Genomic DNA, 17,702 nt, shown 5'->3' on the forward strand with positions numbered 1-17,702 from the left:
ATGATGCTTCGCCCCGATACGCTCGCCCTCACCGTGCTGCTCGCGCTGCTCACCGCGCTCGGGCCGCTCTCGACCGACATGTACCTGCCCTCGCTGCCGGCGCTCACCCGCGCGCTCGGGGCGAGCCCGGCCGGCGGACAGCTCACGCTCTCCGCCTTCCTGTTCGGCTTCGCGGCGGGGCAGATCGTCTATGGCCCGCTGGCCGATCGTTTCGGGCGCAAGCCGGTGCTGCTCGCCGGCCTCGTCATCTTCTGCGCGGCGAGCGCCGCCTGCGCGCTGGCGCCCTCGATCGAGGTGCTCTCCACCGCCCGCTTCGTGCAGGCCTTCGGCGCCTGCGGGCCGATCGTTCTCGCCCGCTCGATCGTGCGCGATCTCTATGAGGGCCCGCGCGCGGGGCGCGAACTCGCCCGCATGGCCTCGATCATGGCGGTGGTGCCGGCCGCCGCGCCGCTGCTCGGCGGCATGCTGGAAGTCGCCTTCGGCTGGCGCTCGAATTTCGCGCTGTCCTTCGCGATCGGCCTCGGCGCGACCTTCGTGGTGGCGAAGGCGCTGCCGGAGACGCTGCGGGCCGCGCGGCCGGAGGCGCTGTCGCCGCGCTCCATCCTGGCCAGCCTTTCGGCGGTGGCCCGCACGCCGGCGACGCGCGTCTATATCGGGCTGATGACGCTCGGCTATGCCGGCATCTTCGCCTGGATATCCTCGTCCTCCTTCGTGCTGCAGGGGCTCTACGGCCTCGGCGAGATCCCCTTCGCGCTGTGCTTCGGCATCAGCGTGTTCGGCTACATGGCCGGCACCTTCATCGGCCCGTTCCTGATCGACCGCCACCGCTTCACGGTCGACCGGGTGATCGGCGTCGGCTGCCTGCTCAAGGCGCTGGGCGGGGTGATGATGCTGACGGCGGTGCTGGCCGGCCTCGCGCCGGTGGCCGGGCTGGTCGCGGCGATGGCGCTCTACCTCGCCGGGGTCGGGTGCAGCTTCCCCAACAGCATCGCCGGCGCGCTGCAGCGCCACCCCGACCGCGCCGGCGCGGCCTCCTCGCTCGCCGGCTTCGTGCAGATGGGCTTCAGCGCGCTGGTCGGCATCGGGCTCGGGCAGATGCTGGGCGGCACGGCGCTGCCGCTCGCCGGGGCGGTGGCGGCGATGGGCATCGCCGCCTTCGTGCTGGAGCGGAGCACGCGGGCCATCCGCGCGGCGTGAGCGGGGCGCCCTTCGCTCAGTTTCGGCCGAACAGCTTGTCGAGCAGCCAGTTGTCGATGGTGCCGGTGCCCTGCGCGCCGCCGCCGACCACGGCCGAGGGACGCGGAATGCCGGCCGGGGCCGTCGCGCCGGTGGTCACCGGCTCGTCGATGATCTCCGTCCCCGACACCGCCTGCTCATACGGGCTCGGCGTGCGCATGCCGGGCAGCGCGGCGACCGGCACGCCCTCATGCGCCACCCGCATCGCCCGGCTCCAGATCTCGACCGGCAGGCCGGCGCCGGATGCCTTCTTCGTGGGCGAGGAGTCGTCGTTGCCGAGCCACACGCCGGTAACGTAGCGCGCGGTGTAGCCGACGAACCAGGCGTCGCGGAAATCCTGGCTGGTGCCGGTCTTGCCGGCCGCCGGCCACCCCGGCAGCTCCGCCTTGCGGGCGGTGCCGATGGCGATGGTCTGCTGCAGCATGCGGTTCATCATGGCGACGTGCGGGGGCGCCATCACCGCGCCGCGGCTCGCGCCCGGCGCCGAATAGATGACCCTGCCCTTGGCGTCGCGCACCCGCTCGATCACGTGCGGGGTGACGCCGATGCCGCCATTGGCGAAGGGGGCGTAGGCGCTGGTCAGTTCCAGCACCGAGACTTCGGAGGTGCCGAGCGCGATGGACGGATTGGGATCGAGCTTGGAGGCGATGCCGAGCCGCGTGGCCGTCTTCGCCACCGCCGCCGGGCCCACTTCCAGCGCGAGGCGCACCGCCACCGTGTTGAGCGAATAGGCGAGCGCGGTCTCCAGCGTCACCGGGCCGCGATATTCGTGGCTGTAGTTCTCCGGCTTCCAGCCCTTGAGCTGGAGCGGGGAATCCTCGCGCACCGTGTCGGGGGTCAGCCCGCGCTCCATGGCGGTGAGATAGACGAACGGCTTGAAGGCGGAGCCGGGCTGGCGCCGCGCCGTCACGGCGCGGTTGAACTGGCTGTCCTCGTAGGAACGCCCGCCGACCAACGCACGCACGGCGCCGTCGGTGTCCATCATCACCACCGCGCCCTGCTGCACGCCGAACTTGGCGCCGCTGCGGTTCAGCGTCTCGGTCAGCGCCTGCTCCGCCGCCGCCTGCAGCTTGGGGTCGATGCTGGTCTGGACGGTGATGTCGCCCTCGATCGGGCCGACCTTGTCCTCGAGCTGCTCCATCACCCAGTCGCCGACATAGCCGCTGGAATCCGGGCCCTGCTTCTTGGCCAGCGTCGCCGGATGGGCCAGCGCGACCTGCTCGGTGGCGTGGTCGATGAAGCCGGCCTCCTCCATCGCCGCCAGCACCAGCGCGGCGCGGTCCTGCGCCGCCTTCAGGTTGCGGGTGGGCGCGAGCGCGGAGGGCGACTTGACGAGACCCGCCAGCATCGCGGCTTCCGACAGCGTGACCTGCCGCGCCGGCTTGCCGAAATAGCGCTGGGCGGCGGCCTCGACGCCATAGGCGCCGGCGCCGAAATAGACCCGGTTCACATAGAGTTCGAGGATCTCGTCCTTGGAATATTTGCTCTCCAGCCAGATCGCTAGCACCACCTCCTGCACCTTGCGCGAGAGGGTGCGGTCCTGCGTCAGGAACAGGTTCTTGGCGAGCTGCTGGCTGAGCGTCGAGCCGCCCTCGCGCAGCCGTCCCGCGGTGAGGTTCACCACCACGGCGCGGGCGAGGCCGATCACGTCGAGGCCGAAATGATCGTAGAAGCGGCGGTCCTCGATGGCGACGAAGGCCTTGGGCAGGTAGGGCGGCAGCGCTTTCAGCGGGATCGCCGCGCCGCGCATGTCGCCGCGGGTGGCGATGGTCTTGCCGTCCTGGCCCTGGATGATCACCGTGGGCGGGCGCTCGGGAATGGCGAGGTTCTGGATCGCCGGCAGGTGGCTCGCCTCATAGGCGACGAAGCCGGCGACGCCGAGCACCACCCAGATGCCGGCGACGAGACTCCAGTAGAAGGCGCGCGCGAGGAAGCCGCGCCCGCCGCGCTTGCGGCGGGTGCCCGTGGTCGTTCCGCGTGTGCTCCGGGAGGCCTTGGGCACGCGCGTCACCTCGGGCTCGAACTCGGGAAAGGACGTGCGGCGCGACGGGCGATCGGGCATCGTGGCGCGGAACGCGCCGGGGCGATCGTCCGGCCCGAGGCGCAGCTCGGCGACGGCGTCGGCCGAGCCCATCACCGGCTCGCGCCGCTCCCCGTTTCCGCCTCGTCTCGCCATCTAGTCCCCAACCCTTCGCCGACGCGGCATAGCAACCTTAAAACCGGCCGTTTAAGGGGGCGTTAAGGGGCCGTTTTGCGGCGGGAGGGTGGTTGCTTTCGCAGCGTCAGGCGGATGGCGACGCGGCGGGCGCCGGCTCGATCACCAGCGTCATGTCCCGGATCTTGCGGTAGAGCGCGATGTCGCGCGAGTAGGGCCACCATTCGTAGAGCAAGAGCTCGATCGGCCGCCACAGCCCGACCCAGCCGGCGATCAGCAGCCCTTCCGACAGCAATTGGCCGAGCAGCCCGGGAATGGCGAGGAGCGTGTCGACGCTGGCGGACGCCGCCATGCAGGCGGCAAGGAACAACGCGCCGACCCTCAGCCCGCGCCGCCCCTCGATCCGCACCTCGCGGATCTTGCGCTCGCAATACTGGATGTGCTTGTCGCAATAGGCCCGCAGCGCCTCGGGCATGCGCGCCTCGATCGAGGCCGTCTCGGCGGTGAAGGGCACCGACAGCCGGGTGCGCAGCCGGCACCTGCGCCAGCCCGGGCGGCTCTTCAGCGCATCCATTACCTGCTCGATGCCGGAGAGGTCGATGATCTCGCCCTCAAACGGATCGATATCCGGCTCGGTGAAGAAGTTGCGGATGTCCCGCAGCCTGATCTCCACGTCGATCGTGTCGCGGCCCATGTGCGGCGGCCTGTCCCGTGTTCCCTTTCCCGCACGGATGTCGCCCGTGCCCCGCCGGCTCACACCGCCTTCGCGGCCTCCGCCTCGTCGTCGGCGTCGAGCACGTGCAACAGCGCCCGGCGGATGCTGGAATGGCGGGCGGCGCCGACGATCTTGGCGCCCATGAGGTCGGTGACGTAGAACACGTCGACCGCGCGCTCGCCGAAGGTCGCCACATGGGCGGAGGCGATGTTGAGGTTCAGCCGCGAGAGCGTCTGCGTCAGGCCGTAGAGCAGGCCGGGCCGGTCGAGGCCGGAGACCTCGATGACGGTGTGCCGGTTCGACCAGGCGTTGTTCAGCGTCACCTCCGGCTCGACATGGAAGGCGCGCGGGCGCTTCGGCACGCGGCGCGCCACCACCTCGGGCAGGCGGATCTCGCCCGAGAGCGATTTCTCGATCGCCGCCGAGATGCGGTCGGCGCGGCGGATCTCGTCGGCGTCCTGCTCGAAGGCGCGGGTCAGCGCGATGGTGTCGAGCGCGCGCCCGTCGGTCGTGGTGTTGATCTGGGCGTCGACGATGTTGGCGCCGGAGGAGGCGCAGGCCCCGGCGATCACCGCCAGCAGCTTGGGATGGTCGGGCGCCAGCACGGTCAGTTCGGTGACGCCGCGCGCGGCATCGGTGTGCGCGGTGGTGGCGAGCGCGCGGCCGGCGGCCTCCGCCTCGGCGATGAAGCGGGCATGGCCCAGCTTGTGGGCGAGGTCCATGCGCAGCCAGTAGGTCGGGTAGTGCAGGCCGATGTAACGCTCCAGCGTCTCCGGGCTCCAGTCCGGCAGCGCCGCGCGGAATTCGCTCTGCGCCCGCGCCACCCGCTGCAGGCGGTTGCTCTCGGAGAAGCCGCCGGTGATGACCGGCTCGGTCTCGTGATAGAGGGTGCGCAGCAGCTGCGACTTCCAGTTGTTCCACACCCCCGGACCCACCGCGCGGATGTCGGCGGTGGTGAGGATCAGCAGCAGCTTCATCCGCTCCAGCGTCTGCACCACGCTGGCGAAGTTCTCGATGGTCTTGCGGTCGGAGAGGTCGCGCGACTGGGCGATGGTCGACATCGTCAGGTGCTGCTCGATGATCCACGCCACGGTGTCGGTGTCGGCCGCGTTGAGGCCGAAGCGCGGGCACAGCTTGCGTGCGACGCGCGCGCCGGCGATCGAGTGATCCTCCGGGCGGCCCTTGGCGATGTCGTGCAGGAACACGGCGACGTAGAGCAGCTGGCGGTTCTTGATCTGCCCCATCAGCTCGTTGGCGAGGCCGTATTCGGGCCGCTCGCCCTTCTCGATCTGGGTCAGCACGCCGATCGAGCGGATCAGGTGCTCGTCGACCGTGTAGGAGTGGTACATGTTGAACTGCATCATCGCGACGATGCGGCCGAACTCCGGCACGAAGCGGCCGAGCACGCCGGCCTCGTTCATGCGGCGCAGCACGATCTCCGGCGTCTTCTTCGAGCACAGCACCTCGAGGAACAGCCGGTTCGCCTCGGCATCCTCGCGCACGCGGGCGTCGATCAGCTTGAGCGAGCGGGTGGCGAGGCGCATCGCGTCCGGGTGGAACGACATCTCGTGCCGGTCGGCGATGTGGAACAGGCGGATCAGGTTGACCGGATCGCGCTCGAACACGCCGCCATCGGCGACATTGATGCGGTCATGGTCGACGATGAAGTCCGGGCTCTCCTTCAGCGCGCGGCGCGGCGAGCGGCGCAGCCGGGCGATCATGCGGTTCAGCCGCGGCACCGGCTTGTCGTTGCGCTCCTCGAGGGCCGCCGAGACGATGGCGGTGAGATCGCCGACGTCCTTGGCCACGAGGAAATAGTGCTTCATGAAGCGCTCGACATCCTTCAGCCCGGGATGCTCGGTGTAGCCGAGCCGCTCGGCCATCTCGCGCTGGAGATCGAAGGAAAGGCGCTCCTCGGCCTTGCCGGCGAGGAAATGCAGGTGGCAGCGTACCGACCAGAGAAAGTCCTCGCAGCGCCGGAACAGCGCCGCCTCCTCCGGCGTGAACACGCCCTTGGCGACGAGATCGCGGGTCTCGCGCACCCGGTAGACATATTTGGCGATCCAGAACAGCGTGTGCAGGTCGCGCAGGCCGCCCTTGCCGTCCTTCACGTTGGGCTCGACCAGGTAGCGCGACTGGCCCGCCCGCTTCAGCCGCTCCTCGCGCTCGGCGAGCTTGGCGGCGACGAACTCGGCGGCGGTGCCTTCCACCACCTCCTTGTCGAAGCGGCGCACCAGCTCGTCGAAGAGCGGGCGGTCGCCGAGCAGGAAGCGCGCCTCCAGCAGCGAGGTGCGGATGGTCATGTCGCCGCGCGCCTGGCGGATGCACTCGTCCACCGAGCGCGTCGCATGGCCGACCTTCAGCCCCATGTCCCAGAGCACGTAGAGGATCGCCTCGGCGACACTCTCGCCCCAGGCGGTCTGCTTGTAGGGCAGCAGGAACAGGATGTCGGTGTCCGAGCCCGGCGCCATCAGCCCGCGGCCATAGCCGCCGATGGCGACGATCGCCATGTGCTCGGCGGTGGAGGGGTTGTCGGAAGGGTAGAGGATGCCGACCGCGATCTCGTGCACCAGCCCGATGATCTCGTCCTGCAGCCGCGAGAGCCGCTCGGCGCAGCGCCGGCCGGAGCCGTCCTGCATCAGCCAGCGCTGCGCGGTCGCCTGTCCCTCGAGGAAGACGCGCTTGAGCAGCCGGGCGACGGCCGTGCGCAGTTCGGCGTCGTTGCGGGAATTCGGACCGCTGGAATGCTCGCGCGCCAGTTCGCGCAGCTGCCCGCGCACCTCGTCGACATCGAACAGCTCCTTGAAGGCGAAGTCGGAGCGGCGGCGGCGAATCTCGTTCATGGGCGGGTCCGGCGGCTGAGCCATCCGCTTTAGCCGATCCGCTCCGACCCGTCATCCTGCAGCGCGGGACGGAGGGGGCGTGTCAGAGCGGGGGCGGATCGCGGCCCTCGACGAAGGCGCGGATGAGATGATGGGCGATGGCCATGGCGGGCGGCGCCACGAGCCCGTCGGGATGGGTGCGGGCGAGAAGGCTCGCCGCCTCGGCGCGCGAGAACCAGCGCGCGCCTTCCAGCTCGTTGGCGTCGAGGGTGATCTCGCGCCCCAGCGCCTGCGCGTGGAAGCCGAGCATCAGCGACATCGGGAACGGCCAGGGCTGGGCGGCGACGTAGCGGACCGCGCCGGTGGCGATGCCCGCCTCCTCGCGCGTCTCGCGGCGCACCGCCGCCTCGGGCGTCTCGCCCGGCTCGACGAATCCGGCCAGCGCCGACCACATGTTCGGCGCGAAGCGGGGCGAGCGGCCGAGCAGGCAATCGTCGCCGTCGATGGCGAGCATGATCACCACCGGGTCGGTGCGGGGGAAATGCTGCGCTCCGCATTGGGCGCAGTCGCGCCGCCAGCCGCCCTCGGTCGCCTCCAGCCGGCCGCCGCAATTGGAGCAGAAGCTGCGCCGCGCGTGCCAGGCCAGCATCGCCTTGGCGCAGGCCAGCAGCCCGACCTGGCCCGCCGGCACCTTTTCCTCGACCGCGATGGAGCGCAGATCCGAGACGGCGAGATCGGCATGCCGATCCAGCGCCCCGAGCGCCGGGGCGGGCAGCGGCAGGGCGAAGCGCGGCGCCTCGCCGTCGAGCCCGAGCAGGCAGGCTTCGCTCAGGGTGCCGCCGAGCGCGCGTGCCCGCTCCAGCGTCATCAACGCATCGAAGGGAAACCCGCCGGCGCCGGGCGCCAGCACGATGGTCTCGCCGGCGATCAGGCAGGCCCGGGCCTCAGGGTGGGCGGCGAAGGCGGCCGCCTCGCCACGCCGTTCGCTGACCCTGTCCAGCGCGAAGCCGGCATAGCCGAGATGCGGCCAGCGGCCGAGCGCACCGATGCTGCTCGCGAGGCTGCCGCTCACCTGACGCCGAGCTCCGCCCGCAGCCGGGTCAGCAGCGCATCCGCCACCGCCTCGTCATAGAGCTCGCGCTTGCCATGGCCCCAGACCGGGCGCGGCCAGGCATCATCGGTCTGGAAGCGGGCGACGATGTGCACGTGAAGCTGCGGCACGACATTGCCCAGCGTGCCGACATTCAGCTTGTCGCACTGGGTCATGGCCTTGAGCACGCCGCTGATGCCGACGATCTCCTCCATCAGCACGGTGCGCTCCTGCGCGTCGAGATCGCGGAGATCGACCACGCCGGGCCGGCGCGGCACCAGCACGATCCAGGGGAAGCGGGAATCGTCCAGCAGGCGGATGGTGGAGAGCGGCGCCTCGCCGACATAGAGGGTGTCGGCCTCCAGACGCGGGTCGAGTTGGAAGGCGTCGTGCGGGGACATGCGGGCTCCGGGCCGGCCAGGGACCGCCCATATACGGCATTCGCCGGCTGGGCGCAGCATGCGACTTTGGTCGCGGGCGCCCCCCTTGCACCCGCCGCCGGTTCGGACGATATAGGGACCGGGAGGTTGGCGGTGGACGAGCCACTCGCCAACCGGGTCAGGTCCGGAAGGAAGCAGCCCCAACGAGCCCGTCTCGGGTCGCATGTCAGCCTCCCACCCTCTGCTCCGCGTGCGCAGCCCCTCCGGCGATCGAGACGGCCATGGCACGCGACGCTGATCCCGACATTGTCCCGTTCGAGACGCGTCACCGCGACGGCAGCCTGTGGGCGCGCGGCCAGACGCTGAACGAGCTGCCGACCGGCTTCTGGGAATGGTTCCGCCGCGACGGCACGCGGCTGCGTTCGGGCCATTTCGAGGCGGGCCGGCAGGTCGGCACGTGGACCACGTTCGATCGGCAGGGCGAGGTCTACAAGGTCACGCGAATGAAGGACGGCGGCTGACCGCCGCGGCATTTTTCGCCGGGCCCTCGCCTGCCGCATTGCACCCGCCCCCCGCCGCGATGCTATGAAGGGGTCCATGAGCGCGGACCATCCCGACCCCCCGACCGCCCTTTCTCCCGACGACGCGCCGGGTTTCGACCTCGGCGGGACGCCGGCCGCGCGCGGCGGCGCCACCCCCTATCGCGTACTCGCCCGCAAGTACCGGCCGCAGACCTTCGCCGACCTGATCGGCCAGGAGGCGATGGTGCGCACGCTGCGCAACGCCTTCGCCTCGGGGCGCATCGCGCAGGGCTACATGCTCACCGGCGTGCGCGGGGTGGGCAAGACCACCACCGCCCGCATCCTCGCCCGCGCCCTGAACTACGAGCCGTCGGAAGGGGGCGGCGGGCCGACACTCGACATGCCCGGCTTCGGCCGGCACTGCCGCGACATCATCGAATCGCGCCATGTCGACGTCATCGAGATGGACGCCGCCTCGAACAACAGCGTCGACAACATCCGCGAGATCATCGAGGCGGCGCGCTACCGGCCGGCGCTGGCGCGCTACAAGGTCTACATCATCGACGAAGTGCACATGCTCTCGACGTCGGCCTTCAACGCGCTGTTGAAGACGCTGGAGGAGCCGCCCGAGCATGTGAAGTTCATCTTCGCCACCACCGAGATCCGCAAGGTGCCGGTCACCGTGCTCTCGCGGTGCCAGCGCTTCGACCTGCGCCGCGTGGACGCCGGCGAGCTCGCCGCCCATCTCGCCCGCATCTGCACGGCGGAGCAGGTCGCGGTGGAGCCGGAAGGCCTCGCGCTGCTCGCCCGCGCGGCGGAAGGCTCGGTGCGCGACTCGCTCTCCCTGCTGGACCAGGCCATCGCCCATGCCGGCGCGGCGGGTGGCGGCATGGCGAGTGTGCCCGCCGAGGAAGTCCGCGGGCTGCTCGGCCTCGCCGACCGCGCCCGGGTCATCGACCTGTTCGAGGCGCTGATGAAGGGCGACATCGCCGCGGCGCTGGGCGAACTCCGGGCGCAGTACGATGCCGGCGGCGACCCGGCCGTGATCATCGCCGACCTCGCCGAGTTCACTCATTTCGTTACCCGGCTCAAGATCGTCCCGTCGAGCGGCGAGGACGCCTCGCTGGTGGAAGCGGAGCGCGTGCGCGGCACCGCCTTCGCGGGCGCGCTGTCGATCCGCGTGCTGTCGCGGGCCTGGCAGATGCTGACAAGGGGACTCGCCGAGGTGCAGTCCTCCGGCCGGCCGGTGCAGGCGGCGGAGATGGTGCTGGTGCGCCTCGCCTATGCCGCCGATCTGCCGACCCCGGACGAGGCGCTGCGCAAGCTGCGCGAGATCCCTTCGGGCGGGGGCGCGAGCCCGGCGCCGGCGGCGCCCTCCCCCTCCGGCGGGCCGTCGGCACGCGCCGCCTCGGGCGGTGCCGTCCTGAGCGCCGCGGCACCGGCCATGGCCGCGCCCTCCCCTGCGCCGCAGCCTGTTGCGCAGGCGACGCCCGCGCCCGCCGCCCGGCTCAGCCTCGCCGCGCAGTCGAGCGCGCCCCGGCCCGCCGCGGCGGCGAGCGCCCCCGCGCCCGGACCGCGCCTCGCGAGCCTCGCCGACGTCGTCGCCCTCGCTTCCGCCAAGCGCGACCTGCGCACCAAGTTCGCCGTCGAGACGCAGATGCGGCCGGTGAGCTTCGAGGAGGGGCGGATCGAGATCGCGCTGGTGTCGGGCGCCTCGCCGGTGCTGGTGCAGGAACTCCAGAACAAGCTGCAGGAATGGACCGGCCGTCGCTGGCTGGTCGCCCTTTCGCAGGACAGCGACGAGCCCACCCTCGCCGAACAGGCCGCCGCCGCACGCGACGAGCGCCTCACCGGCGTGCGGGCCGACCCGCTGGTGGCGGCGGTGCTGACGCGATTCCCGGGGGCGGCCATCGTCGACGTGCGCTCGCGCGAGAGCGCGCCGCCAGCCCCCGACGCCGACGCGCTCGACATGATCGACCCCTCCGCCGGCGACGGCCCGGGACCGGACGACGATATCGATTTCTGAAAGGAACGCCTGATGAAAGACCTGCTCGGCATGATGTCCAAGGTGCGGGAAATGCAGTCCCGCATGGAGGAGATGCAGAAGGAGCTGGAATCGGCCGAGGTCGAGGGTGCCTCCGGCGGTGGCCTGGTCCGCGTGACGATGAGCGCCAAGGGCACGCTGAAGACCATCGCCATCGATCCCAGCCTCATGGTGCCGGCCGAGGCGGAGATCCTCGAGGATCTCATCGTCGCCGCCCATGGCGATGCCCGCGCCAAGGCCGACCGTCTGGTGCAGGAGAAGACGCAGGCGCTCACCGCCGGCCTGCCGATACCGCCCGGCATGAAGCTGTTCTGAGCGGAAGCCACCCGCTCCCGATCGCCGCCCGGCGCGCGCCGGCCCTGCTGTCCTACCGTCGTTCCATGGGAGACGCCGAGATGAAGTTTCCGCTGCTCGCGGCCGGGCTGGCCGCCACACTCGCCCTCGCGGCGCCGCCCGCCTCGGCCGCGCCGATCGCCCCCGTCGCCACGCCGCCCTCGACGGTGGCCACCGTCGCCTGGCCGTGCCCGCCCGGCTATCATATCGGGCGCGGCGGCCAGCGGTGCTGGCCGAATGGCTGGGCGCCCGCCGAGGAAATCCCGCGGGGCTTCGTGCCGCCCGGTCCGCGCGTCGAGCCGATGCCGCCGGTGCTCGAATGCCCGCCCGGATACCACCTCGGACGCGGCCTCCAGCGCTGCTGGCCGAACTGACGCGCGCGGCGCCGCCGCCGGCCGGAGGGCGCTACGCCAATCATTAAGGATGCGAAGGGACGGCGCTTGCCGCGGGCAAGGCGCCGACGCAGTCTTTCGTGCGCTGATCGCCCTTCCGCTCACGAGGCTCCCTCCATGAAAGCGCCGTTCCGTCACTCGCTGTTCGCCGCCGCCTGCCTGGTCTCCGCCGCCGCGCTGTCCGGCGGTGCGCAGGCCGGCGTCGCGGCTCCCGCCGTCGGCCTGAGCGCGCCGGACGCGCCGGCCCTCACCGAAAACGTCCGCTGGGTCTGCGGCATCTGGCGCTGCGGCTGGCGGCCGAACTGGCGCTACTGGCCGGTGCCGCCCTATGCGCGCGGCTGGGGCCCGCCGGCGGACCCCGCCTGCGTCTGGCGTCGCGGCCCGCTGCCCGGCGGCGGCTGGGGCTGGCGGCAGATCTGCCCCTGATCCCGACGGCCTTTGCAGCAATCGACCGGCGGCCCCTCGGCCGCCGGTTTCGCGTGAGGCCCGGCTCGGCCGGCCAGCGTCAGCCGATCCCCGGCGCGCATCCCAGCATCCGGCCGATCGCCGCGGCGATGGCATCGGCCCGCGGGCTCAGCGGCGCCTCCAGTCGGCCGTACAGCGCGAAGACCGCCGGCTGCACCACCGCGCCGAGCGCCAGCGCCACCGCCAGCGCCACATCCTGCGGCGGTATCTCGCCGTCGCGGATCGCCTGCGTGAACAGCGCTTCCAGCGTGGCGACGAGGTTGCGCGCCGGCTCCGCCGGTACATGGGCGAGATGGTCGTGCTGGGTGATCAGCAGATAGGCGAACAGCGCGCGGTCTTCGTCGAACAGCGCGCAGGCGTGCCGCACCAGTGCCGCTAATTGCCGCCCGAAGCCCGCTTCCGCCGCCACGACCTGGCCGATCGCCGCCGCGAGTTCGGCGTAGCGGGTGAGGAAGAGGTCGCGCGCGAGCTCCTCCTTGGATGGGAAATGGCGGTAGAGCGCGCCTTCCGCGACACCCGCCGCCTGCGCGATGTCGCGCACCGAGGTGCCGGCGACGCCGCGCTGCGCGAACAGACGCAGGGCCTCGCCCTCGATGCGCGCGCGCGTCCCGGCGCCGTCGCGGCCCCGGCGGGGAGGCGCGGCGCGCGGCGCCGTCGCGCTGGTCGCGGCCCGGCTCACGCGGGCGCCTGCGCCGCCGTGCGGGCGGCGATGATCTCCAGCGCCAGCCGGCGCGCGGCCATGAAGTCGACCTTGCCGGAGCCGAGCAGCGGCAGCTTCTCCATCGGCAGCACCTCGGCGGGGATCATCAGTTCGGTGGCGCCGGCCTCGCGGCCCTGCTCCTGCAGCCCGGCGCGGGTCAGGTCGGTGGCGGTGGTCATCAGGATCAGCCGCTCGCCCTTGCGCGCATCCGGCACCGCGACGGTGACGTGCTCGGCGTCGGGCCGCAGCGTGGAGGCGAGCGCATCGACCGCCGCCAGCGAGACCATCTCGCCCGCCACCTTGGCGAAGCGTTTGACCCGGCCGCGTATGGCGACGAAGCCCTCGGCGTCGAGCGCGACGATGTCGCCGGTGTCGTGCCAGCCGCCTTCCGGCGGCTCCAGCACGCCCGGGGCCTCGGCGCGCAGATAGCCGAGCATGACGTTCGGCCCGCGCACCTTCAGCCGGCCGGCATTGTCGACGCCCGGCACCGGCTCGAGCTCGTGCGCGATGCCCGGCAGCAGCCGCCCCACCGTGCCGACGCGGTTGAACATCGGCGTGTTCACCGCCACCACCGGCGAGCATTCGGTGACGCCATAGCCCTCGAGGATGCGGTGGCCGAATTTCTCCATCCACACCCGCCGCGTCTCCGCCTTCACCGGCTCGGCGCCGGCGACGACGAAGCGCAGCGAGCGGAAGTCGTAAGGGTTCGCGGTGCGGGCATAGCCCATCAGGAAGGTGTCGGTGCCGACGATGGCGGTGGCGTTGGTGGCGTAGACCAGCTCCGGGATGATCCGGTAGTGCAGCGGCGAGGGGTAGAGATAGGTCTTCAGCCCCGAGACCAGCGGCAGCATCAGCCCGCCGGTGAGCCCGAAGGAATGGAAGATCGGCAGCACGTTGAACATGATGTCGGCGGCGGAGAAGTCGATCCGCGCCGCCACCTGGGCGACGTTGCACAAGATGTTCCGGTGGGAGAGCACGACGCCCTTCGGCGTGCCTTCCGACCCGGAGGTGAACAGGATGACGGCGGGCGCATCCGGCGAGACCGGCTTGGGCTCGCCCCGGCGCAGCAGCGCGCGCAGCTTGTCCTTGCCGGTGATGGTGGCGCGGATGTCCTCGACCATGAGCACGCGCAGCTCGGCCGAGAGCGCCGCCACCTCGTCCTCCAGCCGCGCCTTCTCGACGAAGGCGCGCGAGGCGACGATGGTCTTCACCTGCGCGGCCCGGCAGGCCGCCAGCAGGTTCGCCGCGCCGGCGGTGTAGTTCAGCATCGCCGGCACGCGGCCGTGATGGGAGAGGCCGAGCAGCACCGCGGCGATGCCGGCGGCGTTGGGCAGCAGCACGCCGACCGCCTCGCCGGGCGCGCTTTCCTGCGCGAGGCGGGCACCGATCACCCGGGCGCCGAGCAGCAGCTTGCGGTAGGTGAGCTGGCTGCCGAGCGGGTCTTCCAGCACCAGCCGGCCGGCGCCGACCCGCACCGCGGTCTCCGCCACCGCCTCGAACAGGGTGCGCCCGGTGCGGCTGGTGGTGAAGACGAGGTCGCTCATCACGTCATAGAGCGCCGCCCCCGCCGCCTGCCGGCGCTTGCGGCCGAACAGCTCCTGGTCGACCTCCAGCCGGGTCGGCGGCAGGATGGTGACGTAGACCTTCGGGAACAGGCGCTTGCGGGTCTGGTCCGGGGAAAGGCGGGAGAAATAGGTCTGCTCCAGCCCTTCGATCCGCACCGGGATGACCTGCGCCTCGCCCTTGTCGGCGATCAGCGCGGAGCCGTCATAGATTTTCATGATCGAGCCGGTGACGGTGATGCGCCCCTCGGGGAAGATCACCAGCGGCTCGCCCTCGCGCACCAGCTTGATCAGGTCGCGCGTCGCCATCGGCCGGGTCGGATCGAGCGGGAAGGCCCGCACCAGGCTGAGGAAGGGCTTCACCCACCATTTCTCGGCGATGCCGCTGTCGATGGCGAAGACCGGATCATTGTCGAGCAGCGCCATGATGAGCGGCGCGTCGAGGAAGCTGACATGGTTGATGGCGATGACGGTGCGCGTGCCGGGCGGCGCCTTGAGATGCTCGGCGCCCTTCACCTCGACCCGGAAGGCGACGCGGAAGACCAGGCGAATGAGGTCGCGCAGCACATGGCCGCGGAAGGCGCGGCCCACGAGGACCGCGACGACGAGCGAGCCTGCGCCGATGATCGCCACCAGCGCCGGCGCCTTCACGCCCGCGAACTGCAGCAGCGCCACCACCACCGCGCCGGCCACCATGAAGGCGGCGTTCAGCACGTTGTTGCCGGCGATGATGCGGGCGCGCTGGTCCTCGTCCGCCTCGCTCTGCACATAGGCGAAGGTCGGCACCACGAACATGCCACCGGCGGCGGCGAGGCCGACGAGCGCTATCGCCGCGTGGATGCCGAGGCCAGAGACGAGGAAGTCGTGCCAGCCGATCAGTTCCGGCCCGGGCGTCGCCGCCCAGACCACGAGGCCGAGATAGATGGCGAACAGGCCCATGAACAGGCCCGCGAAGGGCACCAGCGCGAGCAGGATGCGACCTTCGGAGAGCTTCGCCGCCACCGTCGAGCCCACCGCCACACCGATCGTGAACAAAGCGAGGAACAGCGTCACCACGCTCTCGGCGCCGCCGACATCCTCCTTCACCAGCGTCGGCAGCAGCGACAGGATCACCGCACCGACCAGCCAGAACCAGCTCACGATCAGCGCGCCGACCCAGGTCGAGCGCTTGGCGCGCAGGTCGGTCAGCAAAGCGCGGGTGCCGCGCCAGAGGTTGAAGTCGATCTTCAGTTCCGGCGCGCGCTCGCCGGTCGGCGGGATCTGCCGGGCCGAGATCCACGAGATGATGCCGAACACGAAGGTGAAGCCGGCCACCGCCCAGTGGCTGCCCTGCGCGATGGCGATGCCGCCGCCCACCGTGCCGGTGAGGATGGCGAGGAAGGTCGCCATCTCGATCAGCGCGTTGCCGGAGACGAGTTCGTCCTTGGCGAGGTGGTCGGGCAGGATGCCGTATTTCAGCGGCCCGAACAGCGCGCTCAGCGTGCCCATCAGGAACAGCGCGACGAAGAGGATGGTGAGGTTGTGGGTGGCGAAGCCGGCACTCGCCAGCAGGATCACCCAGATCTCGGTGAATTTCAGCCGCTTGGCGATCAGCGCCTTGTCGTAGCGGTCGGCGAGCTCGCCGCCCAGGCTGGAGAACAGGAAGAAGGGCAGGATGAACAGCCCGCCGGCCGCCGTGACCAGCGCGCCACCATTGGATTCGCCGAGCTTGTAGAGGATCAGCAGCGCGATCGCGTTCTTCACGAAATTGTCGTTGAAGGCGCTGAAGAACTGGCACCAGAACAGCGGCGCGAACCGGCGCGCCGACATCAACCGCGTGAACATCGCTATCCGCCCCGTCGCCGCCCTGCCGCGGCGCCTTTATGTAAGTGAACGATCACTCACATAAAGCGACCTGCGGAATCTGTCAATCAGCATGCATGGCGCTGGTTAAGGACATGGCGCTGGTTAAGGACATGGCGCTGGTTAAGGACATGGCGCTTGTTAGAGACAGGCCCTGATCGACGATCAGCGCAGCAGTGCGCCGCCGACCGCGCCGATCAGCAGCGCGACGTCATGCGCGGCGAGTTGCAGCCGCGACGGCGTACCGGCGCGGTGCAGCCACGCGGTCGCGCCCACCGTCGCCAACGGCCAGCCGGCGCCCACCGCGAGGAAGGCGGCGATCGTCCCGGCGGCGCTTCCCCCGGCATGGACGGCCAGCGAGGCGCCCGCGGCCAGCGCGAGCCCCGCCACGGCGAGAGCCGGCGCGCCGATCCACCCGGCGATGCGGCCGGCGACGAGGGCCGGCGCGTACATCGCCACCACGTGCCAGGCGACGAAGCCGGTGATGCCGCCCACCGCGATGCCGCACCCGGCCAGCGCCAGCGGCGCCGAGGCCATGGCCGAGCTCATCGCCGCCCAGGCCAGCGCGCCGACCAGCGTCGGCAGCAGCAGCCCGGAGGCGGCGAGCGGCGCGGGAGACGGGGCGGGCCCGTCGGCGACGATCGCACGCGCCTCCGGCATGGCGAGTGCCAGCACCAGCGTGCCGAGCTGGGCCAGCGCGGCCAGCGCCAGCGTGCCGACGAACAGATACGGCGCGAAGAACGCTTCCGCCGTCCCGGCAAGGAGGGGGCCGGCAACGCCCGCCAGCGCGCCGGCCCCCAGCAGCCGCCCGACCTGACCCGCCGCCCCGGGTCCGGCACCGATGGCAGCCGCGTGCCGATAGAAGAGAGCGAAGCCCTGCGCCGCGCCGAGCCAGGCCGCCGCTACCAGCAGCAGCGGGAAGGCGCGCCCGATCACGGCATAGGCGGCGAGCAGGCCGCCGGCGATGCCGAGGCTGGCGCCGAGCGCAAAGGCGGCGCGCCGGCCGAACGCGTCGAGCAGGAAAGCCGCCGGCAGGCTCGCCGCCGCCGCGCCGGCAAGCAGCGCCGCCACCGGCCAGCCGGCCTGATCCGCGTTCGGCGCGATCATCGCCCCGGCCAGCGGCAGCACGCCGAAGGTGAGCGCCTGCGCCAGCACCATCAGCGCAAAGCCGGCGACCAGCGCCGCCTCGCCCGGCATCCGGCGCGGGCGCGCGGCCGCGTCCTCCGGGCAGGCGCAGGCGAGATGGCCGGCGCGTGCGGCTGCGAGGGAAGCGCGGCCCGGCGCGGAGATCACGGCGCCACGTCGTCGTCGCTGAGCACGCGCACGGCGGCGCCGTCGAGGTCGTCATACTGGCCCGAGCGCAGCGACCAGATGAAGGCGAACAGCCCGGTGAGCCCGAGCGCGAGCGCCATCGGCAGCAGGTAGATCAGCACGTTCATCGAACC

15 protein-coding genes and 1 other RNA gene are annotated in these 17,702 nt (G+C 71.6%); 7 read left to right on the top strand and 9 right to left on the bottom strand.

Annotated elements, in window-relative coordinates:
* On the top strand, positions 1-1,197 hold the full coding sequence (locus tag ACEUEL_RS19520; protein WP_405709002.1) for a multidrug effflux MFS transporter: 1,197 nt from the start codon (positions 1-3) through the stop codon (positions 1,195-1,197).
* Between the two features lie 16 nt (positions 1,198-1,213).
* Here ACEUEL_RS19520 and ACEUEL_RS19525 read toward each other — a convergent pair whose 3' ends face one another.
* The 5 genes from ACEUEL_RS19525 to ACEUEL_RS19545 form a co-directional block, all read right to left on the bottom strand.
* Complete coding sequence (locus ACEUEL_RS19525; protein ID WP_405709004.1) at positions 1,214-3,412, bottom strand: transglycosylase domain-containing protein; 2,199 nt, start codon at positions 3,410-3,412, stop codon at positions 1,214-1,216.
* A gap of 106 nt (positions 3,413-3,518) precedes the next feature.
* Positions 3,519-4,085 carry a hypothetical protein gene (locus ACEUEL_RS19530; protein ID WP_405709006.1) on the bottom strand — a complete coding sequence of 189 codons (567 nt, stop codon included), beginning with the start codon at positions 4,083-4,085 and terminating at the stop codon, positions 3,519-3,521.
* 59 nt (positions 4,086-4,144) lie between these two features.
* Positions 4,145-6,949 (bottom strand): [protein-PII] uridylyltransferase, encoded by a 2,805-nt coding sequence (locus ACEUEL_RS19535; RefSeq protein ID WP_405709009.1) that lies wholly within the window; start codon positions 6,947-6,949, stop codon positions 4,145-4,147.
* Between the two features lie 82 nt (positions 6,950-7,031).
* Positions 7,032-8,000 (bottom strand): NAD(+) diphosphatase, encoded by a 969-nt coding sequence (gene nudC, locus ACEUEL_RS19540; RefSeq protein ID WP_405709012.1) that lies wholly within the window; start codon positions 7,998-8,000, stop codon positions 7,032-7,034.
* Positions 7,997-8,419, bottom strand: a complete 423-nt coding sequence (locus ACEUEL_RS19545) for an HIT domain-containing protein (protein ID WP_405709015.1) — start codon at positions 8,417-8,419, stop codon at positions 7,997-7,999. Before ACEUEL_RS19545 ends, nudC begins: the two co-directional genes overlap by 4 nt.
* 121 nt (positions 8,420-8,540) lie before the next feature.
* Between ACEUEL_RS19545 and ffs the strand changes: the two genes are divergently transcribed.
* The 6 genes from ffs (at position 8,541) to ACEUEL_RS19575 (ending at position 12,114) form a co-directional block, all read left to right on the top strand.
* An RNA gene (gene ffs / locus ACEUEL_RS19550) (signal recognition particle sRNA small type) lies at positions 8,541-8,636 on the top strand.
* Between the two features lie 43 nt (positions 8,637-8,679).
* On the top strand, positions 8,680-8,919 hold the full coding sequence (locus ACEUEL_RS19555; protein WP_405709018.1) for a toxin-antitoxin system YwqK family antitoxin: 240 nt from the start codon (positions 8,680-8,682) through the stop codon (positions 8,917-8,919).
* A gap of 76 nt (positions 8,920-8,995) precedes the next feature.
* Positions 8,996-10,945, top strand: coding sequence for a DNA polymerase III subunit gamma/tau (locus ACEUEL_RS19560; protein WP_405709021.1), 1,950 nt, complete (start codon positions 8,996-8,998; stop codon positions 10,943-10,945).
* A 12-nt stretch (positions 10,946-10,957) separates the two neighbouring features.
* Complete coding sequence (locus tag ACEUEL_RS19565; protein ID WP_405709024.1) at positions 10,958-11,278, top strand: YbaB/EbfC family nucleoid-associated protein; 321 nt, start codon at positions 10,958-10,960, stop codon at positions 11,276-11,278.
* Positions 11,279-11,358: 80 nt separating this feature from the next.
* The gene (locus ACEUEL_RS19570) at positions 11,359-11,670 is read left to right on the top strand and encodes a hypothetical protein (RefSeq protein ID WP_405709027.1); all 312 of its coding nucleotides are present in this window, start codon (positions 11,359-11,361) and stop codon (positions 11,668-11,670) included.
* 135 nt (positions 11,671-11,805) lie between these two features.
* Positions 11,806-12,114, top strand: coding sequence for a hypothetical protein (locus ACEUEL_RS19575; RefSeq protein ID WP_405709030.1), 309 nt, complete (start codon positions 11,806-11,808; stop codon positions 12,112-12,114).
* 79 nt (positions 12,115-12,193) lie between these two features.
* Here ACEUEL_RS19575 and ACEUEL_RS19580 read toward each other — a convergent pair whose 3' ends face one another.
* From ACEUEL_RS19580 to ccoS, 4 genes are all read right to left on the bottom strand, one after another.
* Positions 12,194-12,832 (bottom strand): TetR/AcrR family transcriptional regulator, encoded by a 639-nt coding sequence (locus ACEUEL_RS19580; RefSeq protein WP_405709032.1) that lies wholly within the window; start codon positions 12,830-12,832, stop codon positions 12,194-12,196.
* The gene (locus tag ACEUEL_RS19585; protein ID WP_405709035.1) at positions 12,829-16,239 is read right to left on the bottom strand and encodes an acyl-[ACP]--phospholipid O-acyltransferase; all 3,411 of its coding nucleotides are present in this window, start codon (positions 16,237-16,239) and stop codon (positions 12,829-12,831) included. Before ACEUEL_RS19585 ends, ACEUEL_RS19580 begins: the two co-directional genes overlap by 4 nt.
* A gap of 183 nt (positions 16,240-16,422) precedes the next feature.
* Positions 16,423-17,550 carry a hypothetical protein gene (locus ACEUEL_RS19590; RefSeq protein ID WP_405709038.1) on the bottom strand — a complete coding sequence of 376 codons (1,128 nt, stop codon included), beginning with the start codon at positions 17,548-17,550 and terminating at the stop codon, positions 16,423-16,425.
* Positions 17,547-17,696, bottom strand: coding sequence for a cbb3-type cytochrome oxidase assembly protein CcoS (ccoS, locus tag ACEUEL_RS19595; RefSeq protein WP_405709041.1), 150 nt, complete (start codon positions 17,694-17,696; stop codon positions 17,547-17,549). The genes ACEUEL_RS19590 and ccoS overlap by 4 nt, the downstream gene beginning before the upstream one ends.
* Positions 17,697-17,702: the final 6 nt, after the last annotated feature.

The sequence above is a fragment of the Ancylobacter terrae genome, assembly GCF_045108345.1.
Taxonomy (GTDB): domain Bacteria; phylum Pseudomonadota; class Alphaproteobacteria; order Rhizobiales; family Xanthobacteraceae; genus Ancylobacter.

Excerpts from the sequence above, each read along its gene's own strand:
- ACEUEL_RS19575 (WP_405709030.1), top strand. The coding sequence starts at position 11,806 with ATGAAAGCGCCGTTCCGTCACTCGCTGTTCGCCGCCGCCTGCCTGGTC.
- ACEUEL_RS19535 (WP_405709009.1), bottom strand. The coding sequence starts at position 6,949 with ATGAACGAGATTCGCCGCCGCCGCTCCGACTTCGCCTTCAAGGAGCTG.
- ACEUEL_RS19560 (WP_405709021.1), top strand. The coding sequence starts at position 8,996 with ATGAGCGCGGACCATCCCGACCCCCCGACCGCCCTTTCTCCCGACGAC.
- ACEUEL_RS19565 (WP_405709024.1), top strand. The coding sequence starts at position 10,958 with ATGAAAGACCTGCTCGGCATGATGTCCAAGGTGCGGGAAATGCAGTCC.
- ACEUEL_RS19555 (WP_405709018.1), top strand. The coding sequence starts at position 8,680 with ATGGCACGCGACGCTGATCCCGACATTGTCCCGTTCGAGACGCGTCAC.
- ACEUEL_RS19525 (WP_405709004.1), bottom strand. The coding sequence starts at position 3,412 with ATGGCGAGACGAGGCGGAAACGGGGAGCGGCGCGAGCCGGTGATGGGC.
- ccoS (WP_405709041.1), bottom strand. The coding sequence starts at position 17,696 with ATGAACGTGCTGATCTACCTGCTGCCGATGGCGCTCGCGCTCGGGCTC.
- ACEUEL_RS19545 (WP_405709015.1), bottom strand. The coding sequence starts at position 8,419 with ATGTCCCCGCACGACGCCTTCCAACTCGACCCGCGTCTGGAGGCCGAC.
- ACEUEL_RS19570 (WP_405709027.1), top strand. The coding sequence starts at position 11,359 with ATGAAGTTTCCGCTGCTCGCGGCCGGGCTGGCCGCCACACTCGCCCTC.
- ACEUEL_RS19530 (WP_405709006.1), bottom strand. The coding sequence starts at position 4,085 with ATGGGCCGCGACACGATCGACGTGGAGATCAGGCTGCGGGACATCCGC.
- ACEUEL_RS19585 (WP_405709035.1), bottom strand. The coding sequence starts at position 16,239 with ATGTTCACGCGGTTGATGTCGGCGCGCCGGTTCGCGCCGCTGTTCTGG.
- ACEUEL_RS19520 (WP_405709002.1), top strand. The coding sequence starts at position 1 with ATGATGCTTCGCCCCGATACGCTCGCCCTCACCGTGCTGCTCGCGCTG.